The organism is Stenotrophomonas sp. TWI1183 (assembly GCF_039673115.1).
Taxonomy (GTDB): Bacteria; Pseudomonadota; Gammaproteobacteria; order Xanthomonadales; family Xanthomonadaceae; genus Stenotrophomonas; species Stenotrophomonas maltophilia_AA.
Window position 1 is genome coordinate 93,853 of sequence record NZ_JBDJKZ010000009.1, and the last position, 22,727, is coordinate 116,579.

The window sequence follows — 22,727 nt, forward strand, 5'->3', positions numbered from 1 at the left end:
CTGGTCAGGCGTTGACGTATGTGCGGATGGCACCCAGCAGTTCTTCACGCGTGAATGGCTTGGTCAGGTACTGCTCCGAGCCGACGATGCGGCCGCGCGCCTTGTCGAACAGGCCGTCCTTGGAGGACAGCATGATCACCGGCGTCGACTTGAACAGCTGGTTGCCCTTGATCAGCGCACAGGTCTGATACCCGTCCAGCCGCGGCATCATGATGTCCACGAAGATGATCTGCGGCTGTTGGTCGGCGATCTTGGCCAAGGCCTCGAAACCATCGGTCGCGGTCACCACCTCGCAGCCTTCCCGCTTCAGCAGGGTTTCCGCAGTCCTGCGGATGGTCTTCGAATCATCGATGACCATCACGCGCAGCCCTGCGAGTTCCCCACCCGCAGCCATGTATTCAGTCATTACCTTTCCCCAAGCGCGCGACGCTTGCCAGATCCCCGGCGTCGCTGCGAAAGCGTATCTATATCCCAATACCGGCGCGCGCTTCAAGCAGACCCACCGCGGCCCCGCCGCCAGCGGCCCGGGCGGCGCCCGCCCCGCGCCGTTTGCGCAAACCCGGGCCGGCCGGACACTGCGTTCCGGCCCCCGGGGCGGGCATTGCCGGGCCTTTGTCGCTACCATCATCGGCCTGCCCGCCAGGTTGCGACCATGCCGTTGAATGTCATCGTGGTGATGGACCCCATCGCCCATATCAAGATTGCCAAGGACACCACCTTCGCGATGCTGCTGGAAGCCCAGCGCCGCGGCCATGCCCTGCACTACGTCAGCCCCGGCGGGCTGGCCCTGCGCGACGGCCAGGCCATCGCCCGCACCGCCCCGCTGCAGGTGCGCGAGGACAAGAACGACTGGTTCACCCTGGGCGAGTTCAGCCAGACGGTCTTCGGCCCCGGCCAGGTCGTGCTGATGCGCAAGGACCCGCCGGTCGATGCCGAATTCATCTACGACACCCACGTGCTCAGCGTCGCCCAGCAGGCCGGTGCGATGGTGGTCAACGACCCGCAGGGCCTGCGCGACTACAACGAGAAGCTGGCTGCCCTGCTGTTCCCGCAGTGCTGCCCGCCGACCCTGGTCAGCCGCCGCAACGCCGACCTGAAGGCCTTCGTGCTCGAACATGGCCAGGCCGTGCTCAAGCCGCTGGACGGCATGGGCGGGCGCTCGATCTTCCGCAGCGGCACCGGCGACCCGAACCTCAACGTGATCCTGGAAACCCTGACCAACGGCGAGCGCACGCTGGCCCTGGCGCAGAAGTTCATCCCGGACATCACCGCCGGCGACAAGCGCATCCTGCTGGTCGATGGCGAGCCGGTCGACTACTGCCTGGCACGGATTCCGCAGGGCGATGAGTTCCGCGGCAACCTGGCCGCCGGCGGCCGCGGCGAAGGCCGCCCGCTGAGCGAGCGCGACCGCTGGATCGCCGCCCAGGTCGGGCCGGAAATGAAGCGCCGCGGCATGCGCTTCGTCGGCCTGGACGTGATCGGTGACTACCTGACCGAAGTCAACGTCACCAGCCCCACCTGCGTGCGCGAGCTGGATGCCCAGTTCGGGCTGAACATCGCCGGCACCCTGTTCGACGCGATCGAGGCCGGCCTGCCGCGATGAGCGCCAGCGTCGTCCCGGTGCCGACGTGGCAGGCGCGCGAATCCCAGCGGCTGGGCGCGACCCTGACGCTGTCGGTGCTCGTGCATGCGCTGCTGATCCTCGGCGTCGGTTTCGCGGTCAGCGACAGCGCGCCGCTGGTGCCGACCCTGGATGTGATCTTCAGCCAGACCCAGACCCCGCTGACGCCCAAGCAGGCCGATTTCCTGGCCCAGGCCAACCAGCAGGGCGGTGGCGACCACGACAAGGCGCAGCGCCCGCGCGACAACCAGGCCGGGATCGTGCCGCAGGCGCAGGCCGGGTTGTCGCCGGTGCCGCAGCAGCGCCAGGAGGCCGCCAGCGTGCCGCCGCCGCAGACCCGCGTGGTCCACAGCCGCAATGGCACCGACACCATCGCCGAGGCGCAGCCACAGCCGCTGCCGGAGCAGCCCCGCCCGGACGCGCCGATGACCGCGCGCGAGCAGCGTGACGTGGAGATGGCGCGGCTGGCGGCCGAAGTACATCTGCGCTCGGCGCAGTACGCCAAGCGCCCGAACCGCAAGTTCGTCTCGGCCAGCACCCGCGAATATGCCTACGCCAACTATCTGCGCGCATGGGTCGACCGCGCCGAGCGGGTCGGCAATCTGAACTACCCCGATGAGGCCCGCGCCCGCCGGCTCGGCGGCCAGGTCGTGATCACGGTCGGGGTGCGCCGCGATGGCACGGTGGAGAGCGCGCGCATCCTGCAGTCCAGCGGCACGCCGTTGCTGGATGAAACCGCGCTGCGGGTGATCACCCTGGCCCAGCCGTTCCCGCCGCTGCCCAGGACCGAGGATGCGATCGACATCCTGCAGGTGACCCGCACCTGGGTGTTCCTGCCGGGTGGTGAGCTGCGCGACGACCGCTGATCGGGCGGAGGGCGCAGGTAGAGTCACGCCATGCGTGGCTGGAGCCTTACGAGGTGACCTGCTTCACGAGGCGGCCAGCTTCGCGGCCCGCGCGGCCTGCTGTTCCACCAGGGTCAGCGCCACGTTGTCGCGCAGATAGGCCGGCTCCACCCGCTCCGGCGCCATGCCCTCGCCGCGCTGGAAGGCCGGTACCGCCAGCGCCAGCACATCGGACGCACGCGGCAGTGCCAGCGCATCCACGCCGGTCAGCTGATCGGCCAGCCGCGTGGCCAGTACGCCCTCGGCCGCGCCGAAGCCGGTGCCGACGCCGAACCAGCGCGTGCCATCGGGCAGCGCCACGGCCTCCGGCGCACAGACGATTTCCTCGCCCTGCAGCTGCCACTGCCCGTCCACCCGGATGTGGCGCGCCGCGTACACCTCGCCCATCCGCGCATCGATGCTGGCCAACACGTGATCGGCCTCGGCCGGCGCGCGCAGTGCCAGCGCCTGCAGCGTGGAGACCGGGATCAACGGGCGATCCAGCGCGAGCGCGATGCCCTGCGCGATGGCGATCGCCAGCCGCACGCCGGTGAACGCGCCCGGGCCACGCCCCAGCGCGATCGCGTCCAGCTGCGAACGCGCCACGCCCGCCTCGGCCAGCAGCGCCTCGGCCCAGGGCAGGCTCAGTTCGGCGTGGCGACGCGGAGCGATTTCGAAGCGCTCACTGACCTGCCCATCCACATACAGGGCAACGGAGCAGGCTTCGGTGGCGGTTTCAAAGGCGAGCAGTTTCATGGCGGTCAGAACAGGGAAGTGGGAAAGTCATCGGTGGCCTGCACGGCCTGCACCGGCTGCGCAGCCGCAGGCGCAGGTGCGGGCGCGGGTCCAGCGACGGGCCATTGTGGCGCAAAGAAGGCCTGCACATCGCCCAGCGAGCGGGTGCGGCGGAAGGGGGGCAGCGAATCCAGGAAGATCCGCCCGTAGCCGCGGCTGAGCAGGCGCGGGTCGCACAGCACCAGCACGCCGCGATCGGTCTCGCTGCGGATCAAGCGGCCCACGCCCTGCTTGAGCGCGATTACCGCCTGCGGCAGCTGCTCGTCGCGGAACGGATTCCCGCCGTCCCGGCGGATCGCATCCAGCCGCGCTTCGAACACCGGATCGTCCGGCGCGGCGAATGGCAATTTGTCGATCACCACCACGCTCAGCGCATCACCGACCACGTCCACGCCTTCGCGGAAACTGGCCGAGCCCAGCAGCACCCCGTTGCCGGACTCGCGGAAACGCTGCAGCAGGGTCGCGCGCGGGGCCTCGCCCTGCACGAACAGCGGCCACGGGGCATCGCGCAGCGCCTCGGCCGCTTCGCGCAGCGCGCGATGCGAAGCGAACAGCAGGAACGCCCGGCCATGCGAGGCCTCCAGCACCGGCGTCAGCGCGCGGATCAACGCGGTGCCGAAGCCGCGTGCGGCCGGATCGGGCAGATCGGTCGGCAGATAGCACAGCGCCTGCCGGGCCCAGTCAAACGGGCTGGGCTGCAGCAGGCTGACCGGATCGTCCAGGCCCAGCCGCTGGGAAATGTGCTCGAACCCACCGTCCACGGTCAGCGTGGCCGAGGTGAATACCCAGGCCGCCATCGAGCGCTGCCGGTGCTCGCGCAGCGGGCCGGACACATCCATCGGCGTGCGCTGGCAACGGAAGCCACGCGGGGTCAGTTCATACCAGAGCACCTCGGCCGGCGCCGGCGCCTCGTCCGGATCGGTGTCGAAGTCCAGCATCGGTGCGTCGTCGCCGAGCCAGCGCGACAGGCGCGATACGGCTTCCATCGCACGCGCATGGCAGGCATCCAGGCCGGGCGATGCTTCACGCACGCCCGCCAGCGCATCGCGCAGCTGCACCAGCGTGCTCATCGCCGCATCGAAGCCATCGCGTACCTGCGGTACGGTCAGCGCACGCCACTGGGTACCGCGCGGCGGCAGGCCATCCATCGCCACGCGCAGGTCGCGCAGGGTCTGTTCGAGTGCGGCAGCCGGCTCCTGCAACGCGGCCTGTGCACCGGCCACGCTGCGGCTCTCGGCCAGGCAGTCGCGTGCCAGCTCCTGCCACGGGCGCATGCCGAAGCCTTCGCCGAAGAAGTTCGCGGCCAGCTCCGGCAACTGATGCGCCTCGTCGATCACGAACGCCTGGGCGCCGGGCAGGATTTCGCCGAAGCCTTCCTGTTTGAGCGCCAGGTCGGCCAGCAGCAGATGATGGTTGACCACCACCACGTCGGCGGCCTGCGCCCGCTGCCGGGCCTGCACGACAAAGCAGTCGTCCCAGAACGGGCACTCGGTGCCGAGGCAGTTGTCGACCGTGGAGGTGACCATCGGGTACAGCGGCGAGTCTTCCGGCAGGGCCTCCAACTCGGCCATGTCGCCGAACTTCGTGCGCCCGGACCAGGCGAGGATGCGCTGGAACTGCGCGACCTGCTCCGGCGAACTGAAGCGCGGTTCGCCGCGCGCCTGCTGCAGCCGATAGCGGCACAGGTAGTTGGCGCGCCCCTTCAACAGGGCGCTGCTGTGGCCCACGCCGAGCGCGGCACGCACGCGCGGCAGATCGCGGTGATACAGCTGGTCCTGCAGCGCGCGGGTACCGGTGGAGATGATGGTCTTGAGCCCGGACAGCAGTGCGGGCACCAGATAGGCATAGGTCTTGCCGGTGCCGGTGCCGGCTTCGGCCAGCAGGACGTCGCGCTGGTCGAACGCTTCGGCGATCGCCGCGGTCAGGCGCAGCTGGGCCGGGCGCGGAACGAAGGCATCGAGCTGGCTGGCGAGCGCCCCGCCCTCACTGAGGGCATCGCGGCTGGCGTGGGCAAGTTGGGACATGACGACAGTGTAGTGCCGGCCGTTGGCCGACCGGCGCTACCTCAATACCGCATGATCCCCGGCACCGTGCAGCCTTCCAGCTGGGCATGCGCCGACGCCGCGTTTTCCTTTTCACCACGGGCCAGACGCGACTGCTCGATGGTCGCCCAATGGCGACGGCACAGCGGGCCGGTCTTCGAGCCCAGTTCGATGGACTTGCGCGCGAACGTTTCCGCTGCCGCCCAGTCGCCCTGCAGCAGCGCGATCTCGGCGCGATCCTGCAGCACCGACGGATCCGAGGCCATGATCGCCAGCGCCTGATCCAGCGCGACCGCGGCGCCGGCCAGATCATTGGCCTGGCGGCGGGCGTGCGCGGCCTGGCGCAGGTCCTCCACTTCGCTGTCGCGCAGCGGCTGCACGGCCAGTTCCTTGTCGTCATTGCCGGCAGCGGCATCCACGGCGGCCAGGCGCTGGGCCGGCGTGGTGGTGTCGACCGGGGCCTTCACGACCGGGGGCGGCGTGACGCAGGCCGCCAGGGCCAGGCACAGCATGGCAAGCGAAGCGGAACGGATCAGGAATCGGGTGGTCATGCAGGCAGGCCTCGATCAGGGTTGACGCGCGGGGGTGGCGGCCGGTGCATTCTGCGCCGGTTCGGGGGCGGGCTCGGGCTTTTTCTCCAGGCCGAACCAGCTGCGCCAGCCACCGCCTTCACTCTGTTCGCCGCCCTCGCCTTCCGGCAACGCGCTCGGCGCGGTACACGGTACGTAGGCCGGGGTGTAGCCGACCACGAACGGGAAGCGACGCGCGCCCGGGCAGCTTTCATCGGTGGTGGCCGTGCCGCTGGCTTCCACATACTGCCAGTCCAGGCCCTTGTTGCTCACCTTCAGCGGCGAGCTCGGCAGGCGCTGGAAGATGCCCGACCAGACCCGCATCGAGCCGGTGGCGCCATACAGCCCCGCCTGTTCGTTCTGGTCGTTGCCCATCCAGATCACTGCCAGATGGTCACCGGTGTAGCCGGCGTACCAGCTGTCGCGGCCGTCGTTGGTGGTGCCGGTCTTGCCGGCCGGCTGCAGGCGGCCCAGGCCGTCGGCATTGAGGCGCTGTGCGGTACCACTGGCCACGACCTGCTGCAGGCCGATGCTGATCAGGTTGGCGGCGATCGAGTCGCCTTCCTGCGCCGGCGCCGGCGTCTTGTCATAGCGCTTCATCAGCTTGCCCTGCGGGTCGAGCACGCCGCGCACCGCATGCAGCGGCTGGATTTCGCCACCGGAGGCCAGGAACTGGTACAGCTGGGCCATCGCGTAGGGGCTCTGGTCCGTGGAACCCAGGATCACCGCCGGATTGGGATCGGCCTTGAGACCGGCAAGGACATGGATCAACTGGGTGACCCGCTCCGGACCGACCTGCATCCCGACCCGTACCGTGGCCTGGTTGTAGGAATGGGCCAGCGCATCGATCAGGCGGACGGTGCCGTGGCTGCGGTTGTCCGCATTGCCGGGCGACCACTGCTTGCCGCGGCTCAGCTGCACCGTCACCGGTGAATCGTCGACCCAGCTGGACAGCGAATAGCGGTCCGGCTGCGCCAGCGCCAGCAGGTAGACGAACGGCTTGAGCAGCGAACCGACCGGACGCTGGGCCTCGATGGCGCGGTTGAAACCGGGTTCGGAGACATCGCGGCTGCCGACCACGGCCAGCACGTCGCCGTTGTGCACGTCGGTCAGCACCAGGCCGGCCTGCAGTGCGGGACGACGCTTGCTCTCCAGCGATTTGATGGTCTTGGTGACCGCGCCTTCGGCATACGCCTGCGCCGACGGCGCCATGCCGGTCATGACGCTCAGGCCCGCGCCCTGCAGCACCGACTCGGGGTAATCGTGGCCGAGCTGGCGACGGACCAGATCCACGTACGCCGGGAAACGGTTGGCCGCGATCAGGCCCGGGGTCTTGGGCACGCCCAGCGGCGCATCGACCGCACGCTTGTATTCGGCATCGTCGATCAGGTTGGCTTCGCGCAGCTTGCCCAGCACGAAGTTGCGCCGGTCCAGCGCGCGTTCGGGGTTGCGGCGCGGGTCGTAATAGGACGGCCCCTTGACCAGGCCGATCAACAGCGCGACGTGTTCGGTATTGAGCGAGGCGAGGTCGCGACCGAACCAGAACTCCGCGCCCGAGGACATGCCATGGATCGCCTGGCTGCCGCGCTGGCCCAGGTACACCTGGTTGAGGTAAGCCTCCAGGATGGTGCGCTTGTCGTAGCGCGCCTCCATGATCAGCGCGTACAGCACCTCGTTGAACTTGCGGGTGACGGTCTGCTCTTTGCCGATCCCGAGCAGGCCGCTGCGGGCCAGCTGCTGGGTCAGGGTCGAGGCGCCCTGGCGGCTCTGGCCACCGGAGCGCACGGTCACCCAGATCGCGCGGGCGATGCCGCTCAGATCGATGCCGTGATGGCGGTTGAAGTCCTTGTCCTCCACCGCCTGCAGGCCGGTGACCAGCAGTTCGGGGGTCTCTTCGATCCGGACCAGCCGACGCTCTTCCTGCTTCTGACCGTACAGCGTGGCGATACGGGCCGGATCCAGGCGCGCGGCCTTCAGCGCCTTGCGGCTGTCGGGGTCACGCAGCGAAGCGATCGACCCGCCGGACAGGCTCAGCTCGACCCGGCGCGGGGCGACCCGGCCGTCGACGTCGTTGTAGCCGCGGCTGGAGATGACGAAGCGGCCGCCTTCCTGCGAATAGGTGGCCGGCGATTTGCCGATCCCGTCATCGCGGTAGGCCGAGGCCGCCAGCTCGGTCTTGAGCGTGGCCGCATCCATCGCCACGCCGGGCGCCAGCGGCAGCGGGCGCGCATAGACACGCGTGGGAATCTGCCAGCGCAGCTCACCGAAGCGCTGGGTGACCTGTTGGTTCAGGTACACCGTATAGGGGATCAGGAAGCCCAGCCCGAGCGCGACAGCCGCCATGCTCCAGGTGATCAGCCGGCGCCGCCACAGCGGGCCGCGGCTTTCGGTGTCGTCGTCGAACTCGTCGATGTCGTCGGAATCGTAGCGTCGGGGCACGGGGATGCGAGAATATGGATTCCGGCGAGTCTAACGCAGCCACCGCGAGCGGCGCGTTCTCCCGGGTTCCCCCGCTTAAGCTGGAGTTGCAACGGGATGTCGATGTCCTTGGCCGATGCTCGCTATTTCCTGAACCGCATGCTCGGCCTGTTCCGTCGCAGTCTGGCCAGCCTGCGCACCCGGGGCTGGCGCGCTACCTGGCAGCGGATCCGTGTCCACACCCAGGCCGTGCCGGCCCCGCGCGGCGCGCCGCTGTACCTGCCCGCGGCGACGCCGTTCGAGCCCTTCACGGTCCCGACCAGCGAACGCCCGGTGGTCAGCATCGTGATTCCGGTCTACAACCACGCCGCGCACACCCTCGCCTGCCTGCGGGCGCTGGCCTCGCATCCGCCGCAGGTCGACTGCGAGATCCTGGTGGTGGATGACGGCAGCAGCGACGAGACCACGACCTGGATGCCACGGATCGGCGGCCTGCGCTATGAAGTGCGCGCGAGCAACGGCGGCTTCATCGAGGCCTGCAACGACGGCGTCGCGCGTTCCCGCGGCCAGTATGTGGTGCTGCTCAACAACGACACCGTGCCGCAACCGGGCTGGCTCGATGCCCTGCTCGCCACCTTCGCACGGGTGCCGCGCGCAGGCCTGGTCGGCGCACAGCTGCTTTATCCCGACGGCCGCCTGCAGGAATCGGGCGGGGTGATCTTCCAGGACGGCAGCGGCTGGAGTTATGGCCGCTTCGAGTCGCCCGAGGATCCCCGCTACAGCGCGCTGCGCGATGCCGACTACTGCTCCGGCGCGGCACTGATGATCCCGCGCGCCCTGTGGGACGAACTCGGCGGCTTCGATCTGCGCTACAAGCCGGCCTACTACGAAGATACCGACCTGGCGTTCGCGGTCCGCGCCCGTGGCCACCGCGTGCTGGTGCAGCCGGCCAGCCGCGTGGTGCATGACGAAGGCACCAGCAACGGCACCGACACCGGCAGCGGGATCAAGGCGTACCAGGTCCGCAACCGCAGTGTGTTCGCGGCGAAATGGGCCGAGGCACTGCAGGCGCAGCCCGCGGTGGGCAGCGTGCCCTCGCCGGCGCTGCTGCACCGCACCCAGCGCCAGGTCCTGATCCTGGATGAGGAAGTGCCGCAGCCGGACCGCGACTCGGCCTCGCTGCGCCAGTACAACCTGATCCGGATGCTGCTCGACGACGGCATCCACGTGGTGTTCGTGCCGACCCGGCGCGAGCATGGCGGCGCGGCGACCGAGGCGCTGCAGGCGCTCGGCGTGGAAGTCTGGTACGCCCCCTATCTGGCCGGCGTGGCGCCGTGGCTGCGCGCCAACGGTGCCCGCTTCGACGTGGCGATGATGGTGCGCTACCACGTCGCCCACGAGTGCCTGCCGCTGCTGCGCAGCTTCGCGCCGCAGGCCCGCACCGTGTTCGACACGGTCGACCTGCATTACCTGCGCGAGCGTCGCGGGGCCGAGATCGCCGGCGACGCCGGCCTGCTGCGCAACGCCGAGCGCACCCGTGCGCGCGAGCTGGCGGTGATGGAGCAGGTGGATGTGACCGTGCTGGTCAGCGCGGCCGAGCGCGAACAACTGCGTATCGATGCACCGACCGCCATGGTCGAACTGATTTCCAACCTGCATGAAGTGGCGGGGGCGGGCCCGGACTGGGCCGAGCGGCGCGACCTGGTGTTCGTCGGCGGCTTCCGCCATCCGCCGAACCTGGATGCGATGCAGTGGTTCATCGGCGACGTGTTCGCGCGGATCCGCGCACAGCTCCCCGACATCCGTTTCCACTGCATCGGCGCGGCGGTGCCGGACACGCTGCGCGACCTCGCCGCGACCCAGCCGGGCGTGGAGATCCATGGCTTCGTGCCGGACGTGGTGCCGTACATGGATGGCGTCCGCATCGCGGTCGCACCGCTGCGCTTCGGCGCCGGTGTCAAGGGCAAGGTCAACCTGAGCATGGCGCATGGCCAGCCGGTGGTCGCCACGACCTGCGGCGTGGAAGGCATGCACCTGCGCGATGGCGAGGATGTGCTGGTTGCCGATGATGCCGAGGCGTTCGCGCAGGCCGTGATCCGGCTCTATCAGGACGAGGCGCTGTGGCGCCGGCTTTCGACCGCCGGTCTGCAGAACATCGTGGACCACTTCTCGCTCGATGCCGCCCGCGCCACCGTGCAGCGGGTGTTCGGGGACTAACTGCCTGCGCCACCGCCGGCACTGCGCAGGCGCTCGGCGAACGCCGGCAGCTCGGGCAGGTCCGGCTGCCAACGGCGGGCCTGCAGCAGCGCCTGCTGCGCGAAGGCGATGTCCCCCGAGCCGAGGCGCTCGCTGCCGATGGCCAGCCAGCGCTGTGCCAGCCGACGCCGTGCGGCCGCCTGGCCCGCCTCGTTGTTCGACAGCGTCTGCCAGGCGTCCAGGCAGGCACCGGCGGCCAGCACACGGTTCTCGCGCAGGCGATCCTCGAAGCACTGCCGGCTTGCCGGCAGCAGACGCCTGGCCGCGGCACGCACCCGCGGATCCTGCGGCGCCACGCCCTGGGCTTCACGCAGGGCGTCATAGGCACTGCGTCCGGGCGGCTCGAGGAACTGGCCACCGCGTTCCGCTTCCTCCAGGCGTGCGAGCAGGCGCTGCAGCGTGCGCTCGCGCTGCGCGCGCGGCACTGCCGGGGTCGTCAGTGCCGCCTGGGAACGGCGGGCCTGCTCGATCGCATGCCGCGTCGCCTCCAGCGCACGCGTGGACGCACCCACTGTTTCAGCCGCCTGCACGGCCTGCGCGGCCTCGTCGAAGCGGAAGTTGCCGGCCAGCCGCGTCGCGCGTGCCAGTTGCGCATCGGCCACCTGCAGCTGGCCACGGCGCGCGGCAGGATCGTCAGGCAACGCCGAGAGCACCGCGGCGAAGGCCTCCGCCGCGACGTCCAGCTTCTGCCGACGGACCGCGGCTTCGCCGTCCCGCTGGCGGCGCTCCAGCGCATTGTTCACCGCCTCCTGGGTGGCGGGCAGATCGACATGCCCGGCATCGAACCCCCGGGCACTGCGCACCAGAGCCGCCGCGCGTGCGACATCGCCGCGATCGGCGGCGGTGCGTGCCTGCTGCAACAGGTCCGAGAGGGCATCCTCGCGCCCTTCCAGCGCGCGGAGCTGGTTGGGCGACAGGGTGAGCACCTGCTGGAACAGTGGCAACGCGCTGTCCGGGCTGCCATCGAGCCGTTGCGCCTGCAGGGCCGCTTCGGCACGGCCGAGCAAGGCACCGATCCCCGCGCGTGCCTGGTCGTGTGCGTGCAGTTGCTGCGCCACCGCGTCGGCGTCGCGCTGCGGCACCTGCAACGCGCGCGCCAGCGCGAGCGCAGCCGTCGCAGCCGGGACGTCGCCACGCTCCAGCGCATCACGGGCCTGCTGGAGGGCGGCCTGGCCGGTACGGGCCAGGCCGCTGCGCGCCTGCAGGCGGTCGTTGTCCAGCGCCAGCGCCGCCTCGAAGGACTCGCGTGCGCCGCTGCCATCGGCAGCACTCAATCGGCCCGCGGCCAGCGCGCGATCGCCCTGGTCGAGCAGCTGTTCGATCTGCGGCTCGTTCCAGAACCAGTTGGCCAGCGGCCGGCGCAGCAATGCCAGGCCGACGAAGAGCAGCACCGCGACCAGCAGCGCCCAGCGCCAGATCCGCCGCGCATGACGCGCCTGCACCCACCACCAGCGGCCCTCGCGGCGCACGCGTCGCAACGCCTCGTGGGCGGCCTCATGCCTGTCATCGTCCCGGCTCATGGCGCGAGCCTAGCGTGGGGCACGTGAGCTCAGCCTAGACGCCGGGCTTCGCTGACGCCGGGCAGTGCATCGAGCTTGCCCAGCAGGGTGGAGAGCTGCCCGTAGTCGCTGACCTTCAAACGCAGGCGCAGGTGCGCACGGCCGCTGTTGCGGACGTTGTCACTGTGGATGTCCAGCACGTACGCATCTTCCTGTGCGATCAGGTTGGTGATGTCCTTGAGCAGCCAGCGCCGGTCGACCGCATCGACCACCACGTCCACTTCGTAGCCACCACCGGCCTGGCCCCACTCCACCGGCAGGATGCGCTGCGGACTGGCGGCCGCCAGCCGCGCCAGCGCGGCGCAGTCGGTGCGGTGCACGGTCACGCCGCGCGCACGCGTGAGGTAGCCCACGATCGGCTCACCGGCCACCGGCTGGCAGCAGCGCGCCAGCTGCACCAGCAGATTGCCCACACCCTGGACAGTGAAGTCGGCACTGCGCACGCTGTCGCGCCGCGCGGTCGGGCGTGGCAGGACCGGCGCCGCCGGCTGGCTGGCGGCGCGCTCGGCTTCCAGCAGCGTGCGGCTGACCTGGTTCGGCCCGGTATCGCCCAGCGCCACCTGGATGTACAGATCATCGACGCTGTCGGCGTGGAACTTCTTCACCGCGATGGCCAGGTCGGCGTGCTGCAGGCCGAGGCGCTTGAGTTCGCGCTCGAGCAGCTCGCGGCCGGCCAGCACGTTGCGCGCGCGGTCCAGCTTGTGGAACCAGCCACGCACCTTCTCGCGCGAGCGGTTGCTGGCCAGGAAGCCGCTGGAGGCCAGCAGCCAGTCGCGCCGGGGATCGGCTTCCTTGCCGGTCAGGATCTCGACCCGGTCGCCGCTGCGCAGGCGGTAGGTCAACGGCACGATGCGGCCATTGACCTTCGCGCCACGGCAGCGGTGCCCGACCATGGTGTGCACGTGGTAGGCGAAATCCAGCGGCGTGGCGCCCTGCGGCAGGTCCATCACCTCGTCCTTGGGACTGAGCGCGTAGACCCGGTCCTCGGTCAGCTCGGCGTCGAGCGCGCCGGCCAGTTCGCCGCCATGTCCTTCCTGGGAGTGCTCCAGCAGCTGGCGCATCCAGGTGATCTTGCGGTCGAAGGCCTTCTCCGCACCCTTGCTGCCTTCCTTGTAGCGCCAGTGCGCGGCCACGCCGAGCTCGGCCTGCGCGTGCATGTCGTGGGTACGGATCTGCACTTCGATGGTGCGCCCTTCCGGGCCGACCACTGCCGTATGCAGCGAGCGGTAGTCGTTGGCCTTGGGGCGGGCGATGTAATCGTCGAACTCGCTCGGTACCGGGGCCCACAGGGCATGCACCACGCCCAGCGCGGCGTAGCAGGCGGCCACGTCGTCGACCATCACGCGGACGGCGCGGATGTCGTAGAGCTGCTCGAAGGCCAGCCGCTTCTTCTGCATCTTCCGCCAGATGCTGTAGATGTGCTTCGGGCGACCGCTGACCTCGGCGCGGATGCCCTGGGCCATCAGCTCACGCGACAGCGCTTTCTTGACGCCCTCGACATACCGCTCGCGGGCCAACCGGGTTTCGTCGACCTCGCGGGCGATGCGGCGGTAGGTGTCCGGTTCCAGGTGGCGGAACGCCAGGTCTTCCAGTTCCCACTTCAGCTGCCAGATGCCGAGCCGGTTGGCCAGCGGCGCGTGGATGTCGCGGGTGAGCTGGGCGAGTGCGCGCCGCTCTTCCGCGGGCAGCCGATCGGCACCGCGCATGCGGGCCAACTGGCGGGCCAGCAGGATCGGCACCACGCGCAGATCGCGGATGATGGACAGCAGCAGGCGACGCAGGCCTTCGCTGTTGCGCCCGGCCTCACGCCCGGCGTGCAGCGCCCACACCTGGTCGGCGGCGTCCAGGCCGTCGAGCAGGCCGACCACCACCGGCTTGAGCGCGCCGACCGGCAACGCGTCCAGTCCGGCGCGCAGCCAGGGCAGATCGAACAACAGCGTGGCCAGCAATGCCGACTCGTCGGCCGACAGCAACGACAGCGCATCCAGGGTGTCGGCCAGCACCGACCAGCCTGCACGCATGTCCAGATCGGCCTCGGGCTGTTGCCAGCGCTGCAGCAACGCGTCGCGCAGTTCAGCCGGCAGCGAGGCCACCGAGGGTCGGTTCAACAAGGCATCCAGGCCGGGGGCAGAAGCGCGGTTCACAGCATCGTACAGACAAGACAGAGGCCACCTACACTAGCGCCGCGGCGCCCAACCGACAATCGCCGTCGCCGGCATGTGCACATGCCGGGGCGCTGGCACTACACTGCGGCCATCCCTAGGAGAAACCCTGCCATGCGCTATTCCCGTCTGCGGTTGTTGGCCTGTGCGGCCGTTCTGATGAGTCTTTCGCTGCCGGCCCTGGCCCAGCGCGTGGTCGACGGCGATCTCCAGCAGCAGATGTCGCCGGCCGAATTCAAGGCGGCCGGACTGGACAAGCTGAGCCCGCAGGAAATGGCCTCGCTCAACAACTGGCTGCAGGGCAAGGTGGCCGCGGCAGCCGCCGATGCACGCGAGCAGGTGCGCGAGCAGGCCCGCGAAGAAGGCCGCCAGGAGGTGATCGTCAAGAACCGTGGCTTCTTCGACTTCGGCAGCAAGGACCCCATCAACAGCACGCTGCCTGGCGAGTTCACGGGCTTCGGCAAAGGGCGCACGTATACCCTCGCCAATGGACAGGTGTGGGAGCAGACCGATGCGGTGACCGTGGGCGGCGTGCGCAAGACCGACGCGAACGTCTCGGTCATTCCGGGCATTTCCAGTGTGTGGTATCTGCGCGTGGAAGGCATCAACACCCGCGCCAAGGTCCGCCGCGTCAAGTAATCCCTGCGCCCCGTGCCACATCGGCACGGGGCGTTGGCCGGATCAGGCGGCCTGCAGCGCAGCCACGCGCTGGGCCAGTTTCTTGGCCGATATGCCGGTCCTGGCACCCAGCTCCTGGGCAAACAGCGAGACCCGCAGCTCTTCCAGATCCCAACGCAGGTCCTGCCACTGCGGCCGCGCGCGCAGTCCACGTGCATCGGCCTGCGCCAGGGCATCGACGAACGGGCGCAGTTCCAGCATCCGCGCCTGATCGCGCGGCGGATCGCGCTTGGCGCGCTCGGTGCGCAGGATCATCGCGCGCAGATAGCGCGGGTACTGCGCCAGTGCATCGGCCGGCGTCTCACGCAGGAACCCGGGATGGACCAGGGCGGCAAGCTGCTGCTCCATGTCGTCCAGGTTGCCACGCGCCCAGCCCATCAGCGGCGCTTCCAGCTGCGGCTTCAGTTCAGCCACGTGCGCCAGGATGTTCTCGGCCAGTTTCAGGCGCGCCATCGCCTCGCTGAACAACGCCTTGCCCGCCTCCGCACTGCGCTTGGCGAACGCGGCCGGATCGCGGATATCGCCCAGGCCCTCGGCGAGCACGGCATTCATCGCCGCATCGACCAGATCGCCACGCAGGCGCTCCTGCGATTCGATCGCGGCATACAGCAGGCCGGTCTTGGGCGGCACCGGCAACTGCTTGCGCGCGTGTTTGGCCTTGTCGGCCAGCGCGATCTCCAGCAGGCGACGCACGCCGCGCGGATGCTGTTCCAGCGCCTCGTTGCGGTCGGCGAATATCTTCAACGCGGCGGTTTCGCCCTGGTCCACCAGCGCCGGGTAGGCCGGCACGCCGGCTTCGCCGGGCACCTGCAGCGGGATGGGGCTGGCGGGGAAATCGCGCAGTCCCTCCGCCGCCAGCGCGCGCCCGGCGCGTGCGGCAAAGGCATCACCGGCCTTCGCCCCGAAGCGCGCACGCAGCGCGTCCAGATCGCGCGAGGTCGCCAGCACCTTGCCATCCGCATCGCGCAGGCGCAGGTTCATGCGCAGGTGCGGCTCCAGCGAGGCGTCGTCGAAATCCGTCGCGGCCAACTTGGCACCGGTGGCGCGCGACAGGAACCGCGCCAGTTCGCCCCGGATGTCATCGGCGGTGGGTTCGGCGAACGCTTCGGCAAACGCACGACCGAAATCCGGTGCCGGCACGTAGTTGCGTCGCATCGCCTTGGGCAGGCTGCGGATCAACGCGGCGGCCTTGTCCGCGACGAAGCCGGGGGCCAGCCACGACAGGCGCGCCGGGTCCAGCGCGTTGAGCAGGTGCAGCGGCACCTCCAGGGTCACGCCATCTTCGTCGGCGCCCGGCTCGAAGGTGTAGTGCAGCGGCAACCGTGCGTCGCCCAGCGGCAGGTACGTGGGATAACGCTCGGCGTCGCTGCCTTCGCCCGGCAGCAGATCGGCCAGCGTCCACGACAACGCGCGGCGTTTCTCCGGCGCCAGTGCCTTCCACCAGGTATCCAGGCCCATCGCCGAATGGATCTCGGCCGGAATCCGGTCCAGGTACCAGCGCGCCTGCCAGCTCTCATCGGCGACGATGCCGGCGCGGCGCAGTTTGGCTTCTTCTTCGCGCGCCTGCTCCAGTACCTTGAGGTTGTCGGCAACGAAGCCGGCGCGGGTGTTGATTTCGCCGGTCACCAGGGCCTGGCGCACGAAGATGTCGTGCGCCTCGCCCGGCGCGATGCGGCCGTAGTGCACCGGCTTCTTCGGTGCCAGCACCAGACCGAACAGGCTGATCTGCTCCGAGGCCAGCACCTGGCCCTGCGCGCGCGACCAGTGCGGGTCGAAGTGCTTGCGCAGCAGCAGGTGCGGCAGTTCGTTGATCACCCAGTCCGGCTCGATCGCGGCATTGGTCAGGCCCCAGATTTTCTGGGTGTCCAGCAGCGTCGCGGTCAGCAGCCACGGCGGCGGCCGCTTGGCCAGGGTCGAGCCCGGGAACGGCAGGAAACGGCGCTGGCGCGGTGCCAGGAAGTCGCCCTTCTCGCTGCGGTGGCCGATCTGCGTGGGCAGGCCGGCGATCAGCGCGCGGTGCAGGGTCTGGTAGGCGGCGGCGCGGACTTTGTCGCTGAAGGCGTTGCGCGCCTCGGTGTCGGCACCCTTGACCGATGCCGTGCTCTCCACGGGCGCCGGCTCGGATTTCCCTTCGCGGGCAAGGCGTGCGGCACGGTGCTGCTGACCGCGCGTCGCCTTGATCTTCGCCTCGTCATCGCGCGCCGGTGCAGGCGCGGACGAACCGGCCAGCAGCGGTGCCAGGGAGGTCTCGGCCGCTTCTTCCGTCCAGCCCAGCTCCTCGCACAGCACGCGCAGTTGGCGATGCAGTTCGCGCCACTCGCGCATGCGCAGGAAGCCGAGGAAATGCCGCCCGCACCAGTCGCGGAGCTTGGACTGGGTCAGGTCTTCGTGGGCCTGGCGGTAGCCGTCCCACAGGCGCAGCACGCCGACGAACTCCGAGCGGCCATCGGCGAACAGCGCGTGCGCGTTGTCGGCGGCGGCGCGCGCTTCCGGCGGGCGCTCGCGCGGGTCCTGGATGCCCAGGAACGAGGCGATCACCAGCATCGGCCGGAGGCAGCCCTGGGCCTGCGCGGCAACCAGCATGCGGGCCAGTTTGACGTCCACCGGCAGGCGCGCCATCTGGCGGCCGATCGGGGTCAGGCGGCGCTCCGCATCGACCGCGCCCAGCTCACCCAGCTGCTGCCAGCCATCGGCGATGGCGCGCTCATCCGGTGCTTCCAGGAACGGAAAATCCTCGATCCTGCCGAGGCCGAGCTGCAGCATCCGCAGGATCACCCCGGACAGGCTGGAGCGGCGGATTTCCGGATCGGTGAATTCCGGGCGTGACTGGAAATCCGCCTCGGAATACAGCCGGTAGCAGATGCCCTCGGACACACGGCCGCAACGGCCCTTGCGCTGGTTGGCGCTGGCCTGCGAGACCGCTTCGATGTGCAGCCGATCCAGCTTCTGCCGCGGGCTGTACCGCTTGATGCGCGCAAAACCGGGGTCGATCACATAGCGGATGCGCGGCACTGTCAGCGAGGTCTCCGCGACGTTGGTGGCCAGCACGATGCGACGGTTCGCACCCGGGTTGAAGACCAGGTCCTGGTCCTTCACCGACAGCCGCGCATACAGCGGCAGCACGTCGGTCCCACGGTATTTGCGCCGCTCCAGCGACTGGTGCGCATCGCGGATTTCGCGCTCGCCCGGGAAGAACAGCAGGATGTCGCCACGCGGGTCGATGCGGGTGATTTCATCCACCGCCGCGACCACCGCATCATTCACGGTGCGCTCGCCATCGCGGCCGCCCTCGGCCTCGCCACCGCCCTCGCCTTCCAGCGGGCGGTAACGCACCTCCACCGGGAAGGTGCGGCCTTCGACGCTGATCACCGGCGCATCGTCGAAATGCTGGGCGAAGCGCGAGGTGTCGATGGTGGCAGAGGTGACGATCAGCTTCAGGTCCGGGCGCTTGTTCAGCAGCTGCTTGAGATAGCCGAGCAGGAAATCGATGTTGAGGCTGCGTTCGTGCGCCTCGTCGACGATGATCGTGTCGTAGCTGGACAGCCAGCGATCACTGCTGATCTCGGCCAGCAGGATGCCGTCGGTCATGAACTTGATGCGGGTATCGTCACCGACGCGATCGGTGAAGCGCACCTGGTAGCCGACCGTCGTCCCGAGTTCGGACTGCAGCTCCTGCGCGACGCGGGTCGCCACCGCACGTGCGGCAATCCGTCGCGGCTGGGTGCAGCCGATCATGCCGGCCGTGCCGCGGCCGGCGGCCAGGCACAGTTTGGGCAGCTGGGTGGTCTTGCCCGAGCCGGTCTCACCGGCGATCACCACGACCTGATGGTCGCGGATCAGCGCGGTGATGGCCTCGGCTTCACGCGCAATCGGCAGTTGCTCGTCCAGAGTGATGGCCGGCTGATTCAGCGCGCGCGCTTCGCGGCGCTGCACGGATGCCCGCAACGCCTGCTCGAACGCCGCCGCCAGACCCGCATCCGCCGGTTTGGCCCGCCAACGCGAGAGCATCCCCAGCAAACGACCGCGGTCGCGGCTCATGGCCCCGTTGATCGCGGCCTGCTGCTGGGCCAGGCGTGCTGCTTGTGGTTTTTCGATAGCGCTCATCAATCGATTCGTTTAGAACTTTTGTTTACTACTGAAAGGGTAGTCTGATCTATTGTGGAGGCCATCCGATTCATCCCATCCATAAGGAGTTCTCCCATGGCGAAGACGACCAAGACCCCGGCAAAGACCAAGACGGCCAAGCAGAAGCTCGGCGCGGCGGCCCCATCGGCCCCGAACATCGATATCGGGATCAAGGAGGGCGATCGCAAGAAGATCGCCGATGGACTGTCGGCGTTCCAGGCAGATGCGTTCACGCTCTACCTGAAGACCCACAACTTCCATTGGAACGTGACCGGGTCGATGTTCAACTCGCTGCACACCATGTTCGAGACCCAGTACACCGAACAGTGGGCGGCCCTGGATGACGTGGCTGAACGCATCCGTGCACTGGGCTTCAACGCCCCGGGCTCCTACCGCGAGTTCGCGGCCCTGACCTCGATCGCCGAGGAGCCGGGCCTGACCGACAGCGCGGACTGGCGTGAAATGGTACGCCAGTTGGTCACCGCCAACGAGGCGGTGTGCCGGACGGCGCGCAAAGTGCTGGACGTGGCCGACGATGCGGACGACGCACCGACCGAGGATCTGATGACCCAGCGCCTGCAGACCCACGAAAAGTACGCCTGGATGCTGCGTTCGCTGCTGCAGTAAGCGTTTGTTTTTTGGCGGGCTTTGCTGACTGAAAGCAAAGTCAAAGGCATTGGCTGCCGGGGTCTCCGTGTTGGCGAGCGGGGGCCAGGCCCTGCCGGGACGCGCCGTAAACCCATCCCTGGGGGCTCGTGGGCGCCATCCTTGGCGCCCCGACGGTCCCGTCAGGGCCTGGCCCCCACTCGCCAGACAGATCTGGATGGACGGTGGGGCAAGCCAAAGCAACCCGCCGCAAGTAGCCACGTCGCCCCGTCGAGATACGACGTCGAGATGCAACAGGCAACAACCCACAGGCGCCGATTGGCGCCTGTGTGCGTTTGACCCGCGCTCGACTGGCTCTGACTGCCTCTCGACTGCCTCTCGACTGGCTCTCCTCCGGACACCAGCCAAGTGTCGGAGGCGCGGTGTGGGTGGGTTTGCAGGACCGTTGGGCGCCATGGATGGCGCACTACGAGCCCCCATGGATGGGTTCACGGCGGGTCCAGCAAACCCACCCACACCGCGCCAAACCCGTAAGACGGAACGTCCGGCGCTTTGAAGCTCTGGCTTTGAGGCTCTGAGGCTTTAAGCCCCTGGCTCCTGGCATCCCTACACGCCGACCCGGCATCAGAGGACACGGCCCGTAGCCCGGGCAAGGTAAACTAGCGCGATGTCTTCCCGCCCCGCGCACGACCTGCTCAGCCGCATCTTTGGTTACGACGAATTCCGCGGTCCGCAGCAGGCGATCGTCGAACATGTCGCCGCCGGCAATGACGCGCTCGTCCTCATGCCCACCGGCGGCGGCAAATCGCTCTGCTACCAGGTGCCCTCCCTGCTCCGCGACGGCACCGGCATCGTCATCTCGCCGCTGATCGCCCTCATGCAGGACCAGGTCGAAGCCCTGCGCCAGCTCGGCGTCCGCGCCGAATACCTCAACTCCACCCTCGATGGCGACACCGCCGCACGGGTCGAGCGCGAACTCCTCGCCGGCGAACTGGACATGCTCTATGTCGCCCCCGAGCGCCTGCTTACCGGCCGCTTCCTCTCCCTGCTCTCGCGCAGCAGGATCGCCCTGTTCGCCATCGACGAAGCCCATTGCGTCTCGCAGTGGGGTCATGACTTCCGCCCGGAATACCGCCAGCTCACCGTCCTGCACGAACGCTGGCCCGACGTCCCGCGCATCGCGCTGACCGCCACCGCCGATCCGCCCACCCAGCGCGAAATCGCCGAACGCCTGGACCTGACCAACGCCCAGCACTTCGTCAGCTCCTTCGACCGCCCCAACATCCGCTACACCGTCGTCCAGAAAGACAACGCCAAGCGCCAGCTGCTGGACTTCCTCAAGGTCCACCGCCAGGAAGCCGGCATCGTCTACTGCATGTCGCGGCGCAAGGTCGAAGAAACCGCCGAGTTCCTGTGCAAGGAGGGCATGAACGCCCTGCCCTACCACGCCGGCCTGCCCGCCGAGGTGCGTGCCGCCAACCAGCGCCGCTTCCTGCGCGAGGATGGCATCGTCATGTGCGCCACCATCGCCTTCGGCATGGGCATCGACAAACCGGACGTGCGCTTCGTCGCGCATACCGACCTGCCCAAATCGATGGAAGGCTACTACCAGGAAACCGGCCGCGCCGGCCGCGATGGCGAGCCTGCCGAAGCCTGGCTCTGCTACGGGCTGGGCGATGTCGTGCTGCTCAAGCAGATGATCGAACAGTCCGAAGCCGGCGAAGACCGCAAAACGCTGGAACGGTCCAAGCTCGATCACCTGCTCGGCTACTGCGAATCCATGCAGTGCCGCCGCCAGGTCCTGCTGGCCGGGTTCGGGGAGACCTACCCCCAGCCCTGCGGCAACTGCGACAACTGCCTGCTGCCGCCGGATGCCTGGGATGCCAGCGTCGCCGCCCAGAAGGCGCTGAGCTGCGTCTACCGCAGTGGCCAGCGCTTCGGCGTCGGTCATCTGATCGACATCCTGCGCGGCGGCGACAACGAGAAGGTGCGCCAGTTCGGGCATACCGAACTGAGCACCTACGGCATCGGCAAGGATCTCGACGCCCGCACCTGGCGCAGCGTGTTCCGCCAGCTGGTCGCCTCCAGCCTGCTCGAAGTGGACAGCAGCGCCTATGGCGGCCTGCGCCTGACAGATGGCAGCCGTGAAGTGCTCAAAGGCCAGCGCAAGGTCATGATGCGCCGCGAGACCCCCAAGGCAGCCCGCGAGCGCGACCGCAGCGGCCAGCGCACCGGCCTGTCGGTGCTGCCGCAGGACCTGGCCCTGTTCAACGCACTGCGCGGCCTGCGCGCCGAACTCGCCCGCGAACAGAACGTCCCGGCCTTCGTCATTTTCCACGACAGCACCCTGCGCAACATCGCCGAACAGCGCCCCACCAGCGTCGATGCGCTGGGGCGGGTCGGTGGCATCGGTGGCACCAAGCTGGCCCGCTACGGCGACCGCCTGGTCGAGATCGTCCGTGAGGAAGGGTGATGCCCCGGCACGTCCAGGCAGACCCGGCTCCAGAGTTGAACCAGGCGTTCAGCCGCAGGTGCGGTCGCCGGGCTTTGGCAGTAAGGTGAGCCCCATGTCCGCCAGTGGCCTTCTCCTGCGAGTGGTCTTGATGCTCAGCCTGTTGCTCAACGGGCTGAACGTGGCCATGGCCGGCCCGATGGCGCTGGCCCTGGCAGAGCCGACCCCCGCCAGCAGTGCGGCACCGCCCTGCCACGGCGACGCGCCGCCCCCCGCCGCACACGACCACCACGCGATGGCGGCCGCCGATGCCGACGTACAGGCGCCGCACGATGGCGACCACTGCAAGATCAAGGACTGCCTGCGCAGCTGCGCCCAGCAGCCCAGCCTGACCGTCCAGGTCGCCTGGCTGGCCACGCCGCCGCCGGTGTCGATGGCCCCGCTGATGGCCGCGCATCCCACGCTGCCGACCCCGCCGCTGGACCGCATCACCCGCCCTCCGATCGCCTGATCCGCCGCGCTCTGCGAGCGCCCGCCTGAGCTCTGCCCGCGCGCCCCGG

General features: G+C 69.3%; 15 protein-coding genes. 7 read left to right on the plus strand and 8 right to left on the minus strand.

The genetic code is table 11. The features are described from left to right. Positions 1–4: 4 nt before the first annotated feature. The gene (pilG, locus tag ABE434_RS10635; protein WP_121039045.1) at positions 5–406 is read right to left on the minus strand and encodes a twitching motility response regulator PilG; all 402 of its coding nucleotides are present in this window, start codon (positions 404–406) and stop codon (positions 5–7) included. 246 nt (positions 407–652) lie between these two features. Here pilG and gshB point away from each other — a divergent pair, with 246 nt between their 5' ends. Beyond that, on the plus strand, positions 653–1,603 hold the full coding sequence (gene gshB / locus ABE434_RS10640; RefSeq protein WP_346478804.1) for a glutathione synthase: 951 nt from the start codon (positions 653–655) through the stop codon (positions 1,601–1,603). After that, entirely contained in the window at positions 1,600–2,487 is an 888-nt protein-coding gene (locus ABE434_RS10645) for an energy transducer TonB (RefSeq protein WP_346478805.1), read from the plus strand. The genes gshB and ABE434_RS10645 overlap by 4 nt, the downstream gene beginning before the upstream one ends. Before the next feature lie 63 nt (positions 2,488–2,550). Here the strand turns inward: ABE434_RS10645 and tsaB are convergent, their stop codons facing one another. The 4 genes from tsaB to mrcB are packed head-to-tail and all read right to left on the minus strand — an operon-like array spanning position 2,551 to position 8,350. Further along, positions 2,551–3,261, minus strand: a complete 711-nt coding sequence (tsaB, locus tag ABE434_RS10650) for a tRNA (adenosine(37)-N6)-threonylcarbamoyltransferase complex dimerization subunit type 1 TsaB (RefSeq protein ID WP_346478806.1) — start codon at positions 3,259–3,261, stop codon at positions 2,551–2,553. A gap of 5 nt (positions 3,262–3,266) precedes the next feature. After that, entirely contained in the window at positions 3,267–5,324 is a 2,058-nt protein-coding gene (locus tag ABE434_RS10655) for an ATP-dependent DNA helicase (RefSeq protein ID WP_346478807.1), read from the minus strand. A gap of 41 nt (positions 5,325–5,365) precedes the next feature. Beyond that, the gene (locus ABE434_RS10660) at positions 5,366–5,893 is read right to left on the minus strand and encodes a hypothetical protein (RefSeq protein WP_346478808.1); all 528 of its coding nucleotides are present in this window, start codon (positions 5,891–5,893) and stop codon (positions 5,366–5,368) included. A gap of 15 nt (positions 5,894–5,908) precedes the next feature. Continuing rightward, the gene (gene mrcB / locus ABE434_RS10665) at positions 5,909–8,350 is read right to left on the minus strand and encodes a penicillin-binding protein 1B (protein ID WP_346478809.1); all 2,442 of its coding nucleotides are present in this window, start codon (positions 8,348–8,350) and stop codon (positions 5,909–5,911) included. 96 nt (positions 8,351–8,446) lie between these two features. Between mrcB and ABE434_RS10670 the strand changes: the two genes are divergently transcribed. Then, a complete protein-coding gene (locus ABE434_RS10670) occupies positions 8,447–10,546 on the plus strand; it encodes a glycosyltransferase (RefSeq protein WP_346478810.1) in 2,100 nt (699 codons plus the stop codon). On the opposite strand, the gene ABE434_RS10675 is transcribed toward ABE434_RS10670, so the two are convergent. After that, complete coding sequence (locus ABE434_RS10675) at positions 10,543–12,105, minus strand: hypothetical protein (protein ID WP_346478811.1); 1,563 nt, start codon at positions 12,103–12,105, stop codon at positions 10,543–10,545. The genes ABE434_RS10670 and ABE434_RS10675 overlap by 4 nt on opposite strands. A 29-nt stretch (positions 12,106–12,134) precedes the next feature. Next, on the minus strand, positions 12,135–14,288 hold the full coding sequence (locus ABE434_RS10680) for a bifunctional (p)ppGpp synthetase/guanosine-3',5'-bis(diphosphate) 3'-pyrophosphohydrolase (protein WP_346478812.1): 2,154 nt from the start codon (positions 14,286–14,288) through the stop codon (positions 12,135–12,137). Positions 14,289–14,420: 132 nt separating this feature from the next. Here ABE434_RS10680 and ABE434_RS10685 point away from each other — a divergent pair, with 132 nt between their 5' ends. Beyond that, positions 14,421–14,945 (plus strand): hypothetical protein, encoded by a 525-nt coding sequence (locus tag ABE434_RS10685; RefSeq protein WP_346478813.1) that lies wholly within the window; start codon positions 14,421–14,423, stop codon positions 14,943–14,945. Positions 14,946–14,987: 42 nt separating this feature from the next. Here the strand turns inward: ABE434_RS10685 and hrpA are convergent, their stop codons facing one another. Further along, positions 14,988–19,088, minus strand: coding sequence for an ATP-dependent RNA helicase HrpA (gene hrpA, locus ABE434_RS10690; RefSeq protein ID WP_346478814.1), 4,101 nt, complete (start codon positions 19,086–19,088; stop codon positions 14,988–14,990). A 96-nt stretch (positions 19,089–19,184) separates the two neighbouring features. Here hrpA and ABE434_RS10695 point away from each other — a divergent pair, with 96 nt between their 5' ends. From ABE434_RS10695 to ABE434_RS10705, 3 genes are all read left to right on the plus strand, one after another. Then, on the plus strand, positions 19,185–19,736 hold the full coding sequence (locus tag ABE434_RS10695) for a Dps family protein (protein ID WP_176988442.1): 552 nt from the start codon (positions 19,185–19,187) through the stop codon (positions 19,734–19,736). Between the two features lie 646 nt (positions 19,737–20,382). Then, on the plus strand, positions 20,383–22,188 hold the full coding sequence (recQ, locus tag ABE434_RS10700; protein ID WP_176988441.1) for a DNA helicase RecQ: 1,806 nt from the start codon (positions 20,383–20,385) through the stop codon (positions 22,186–22,188). 94 nt (positions 22,189–22,282) lie between these two features. Continuing rightward, positions 22,283–22,678 carry a CopL family metal-binding regulatory protein gene (locus ABE434_RS10705; RefSeq protein ID WP_346478815.1) on the plus strand — a complete coding sequence of 132 codons (396 nt, stop codon included), beginning with the start codon at positions 22,283–22,285 and terminating at the stop codon, positions 22,676–22,678. Positions 22,679–22,727: the final 49 nt, after the last annotated feature.

Excerpts from the sequence above, each read along its gene's own strand:
- pilG (WP_121039045.1), bottom strand. The coding sequence starts at position 406 with ATGACTGAATACATGGCTGCGGGTGGGGAACTCGCAGGGCTGCGCGTG.
- gshB (WP_346478804.1), top strand. The coding sequence starts at position 653 with ATGCCGTTGAATGTCATCGTGGTGATGGACCCCATCGCCCATATCAAG.
- ABE434_RS10645 (WP_346478805.1), top strand. The coding sequence starts at position 1,600 with ATGAGCGCCAGCGTCGTCCCGGTGCCGACGTGGCAGGCGCGCGAATCC.
- tsaB (WP_346478806.1), bottom strand. The coding sequence starts at position 3,261 with ATGAAACTGCTCGCCTTTGAAACCGCCACCGAAGCCTGCTCCGTTGCC.
- ABE434_RS10655 (WP_346478807.1), bottom strand. The coding sequence starts at position 5,324 with ATGTCCCAACTTGCCCACGCCAGCCGCGATGCCCTCAGTGAGGGCGGG.
- ABE434_RS10660 (WP_346478808.1), bottom strand. The coding sequence starts at position 5,893 with ATGACCACCCGATTCCTGATCCGTTCCGCTTCGCTTGCCATGCTGTGC.
- ABE434_RS10670 (WP_346478810.1), top strand. The coding sequence starts at position 8,447 with ATGTCGATGTCCTTGGCCGATGCTCGCTATTTCCTGAACCGCATGCTC.
- ABE434_RS10675 (WP_346478811.1), bottom strand. The coding sequence starts at position 12,105 with ATGAGCCGGGACGATGACAGGCATGAGGCCGCCCACGAGGCGTTGCGA.
- ABE434_RS10685 (WP_346478813.1), top strand. The coding sequence starts at position 14,421 with ATGCGCTATTCCCGTCTGCGGTTGTTGGCCTGTGCGGCCGTTCTGATG.
- hrpA (WP_346478814.1), bottom strand. The coding sequence starts at position 19,088 with ATGAGCGCTATCGAAAAACCACAAGCAGCACGCCTGGCCCAGCAGCAG.
- ABE434_RS10695 (WP_176988442.1), top strand. The coding sequence starts at position 19,185 with ATGGCGAAGACGACCAAGACCCCGGCAAAGACCAAGACGGCCAAGCAG.
- recQ (WP_176988441.1), top strand. The coding sequence starts at position 20,383 with ATGTCTTCCCGCCCCGCGCACGACCTGCTCAGCCGCATCTTTGGTTAC.
- ABE434_RS10705 (WP_346478815.1), top strand. The coding sequence starts at position 22,283 with ATGTCCGCCAGTGGCCTTCTCCTGCGAGTGGTCTTGATGCTCAGCCTG.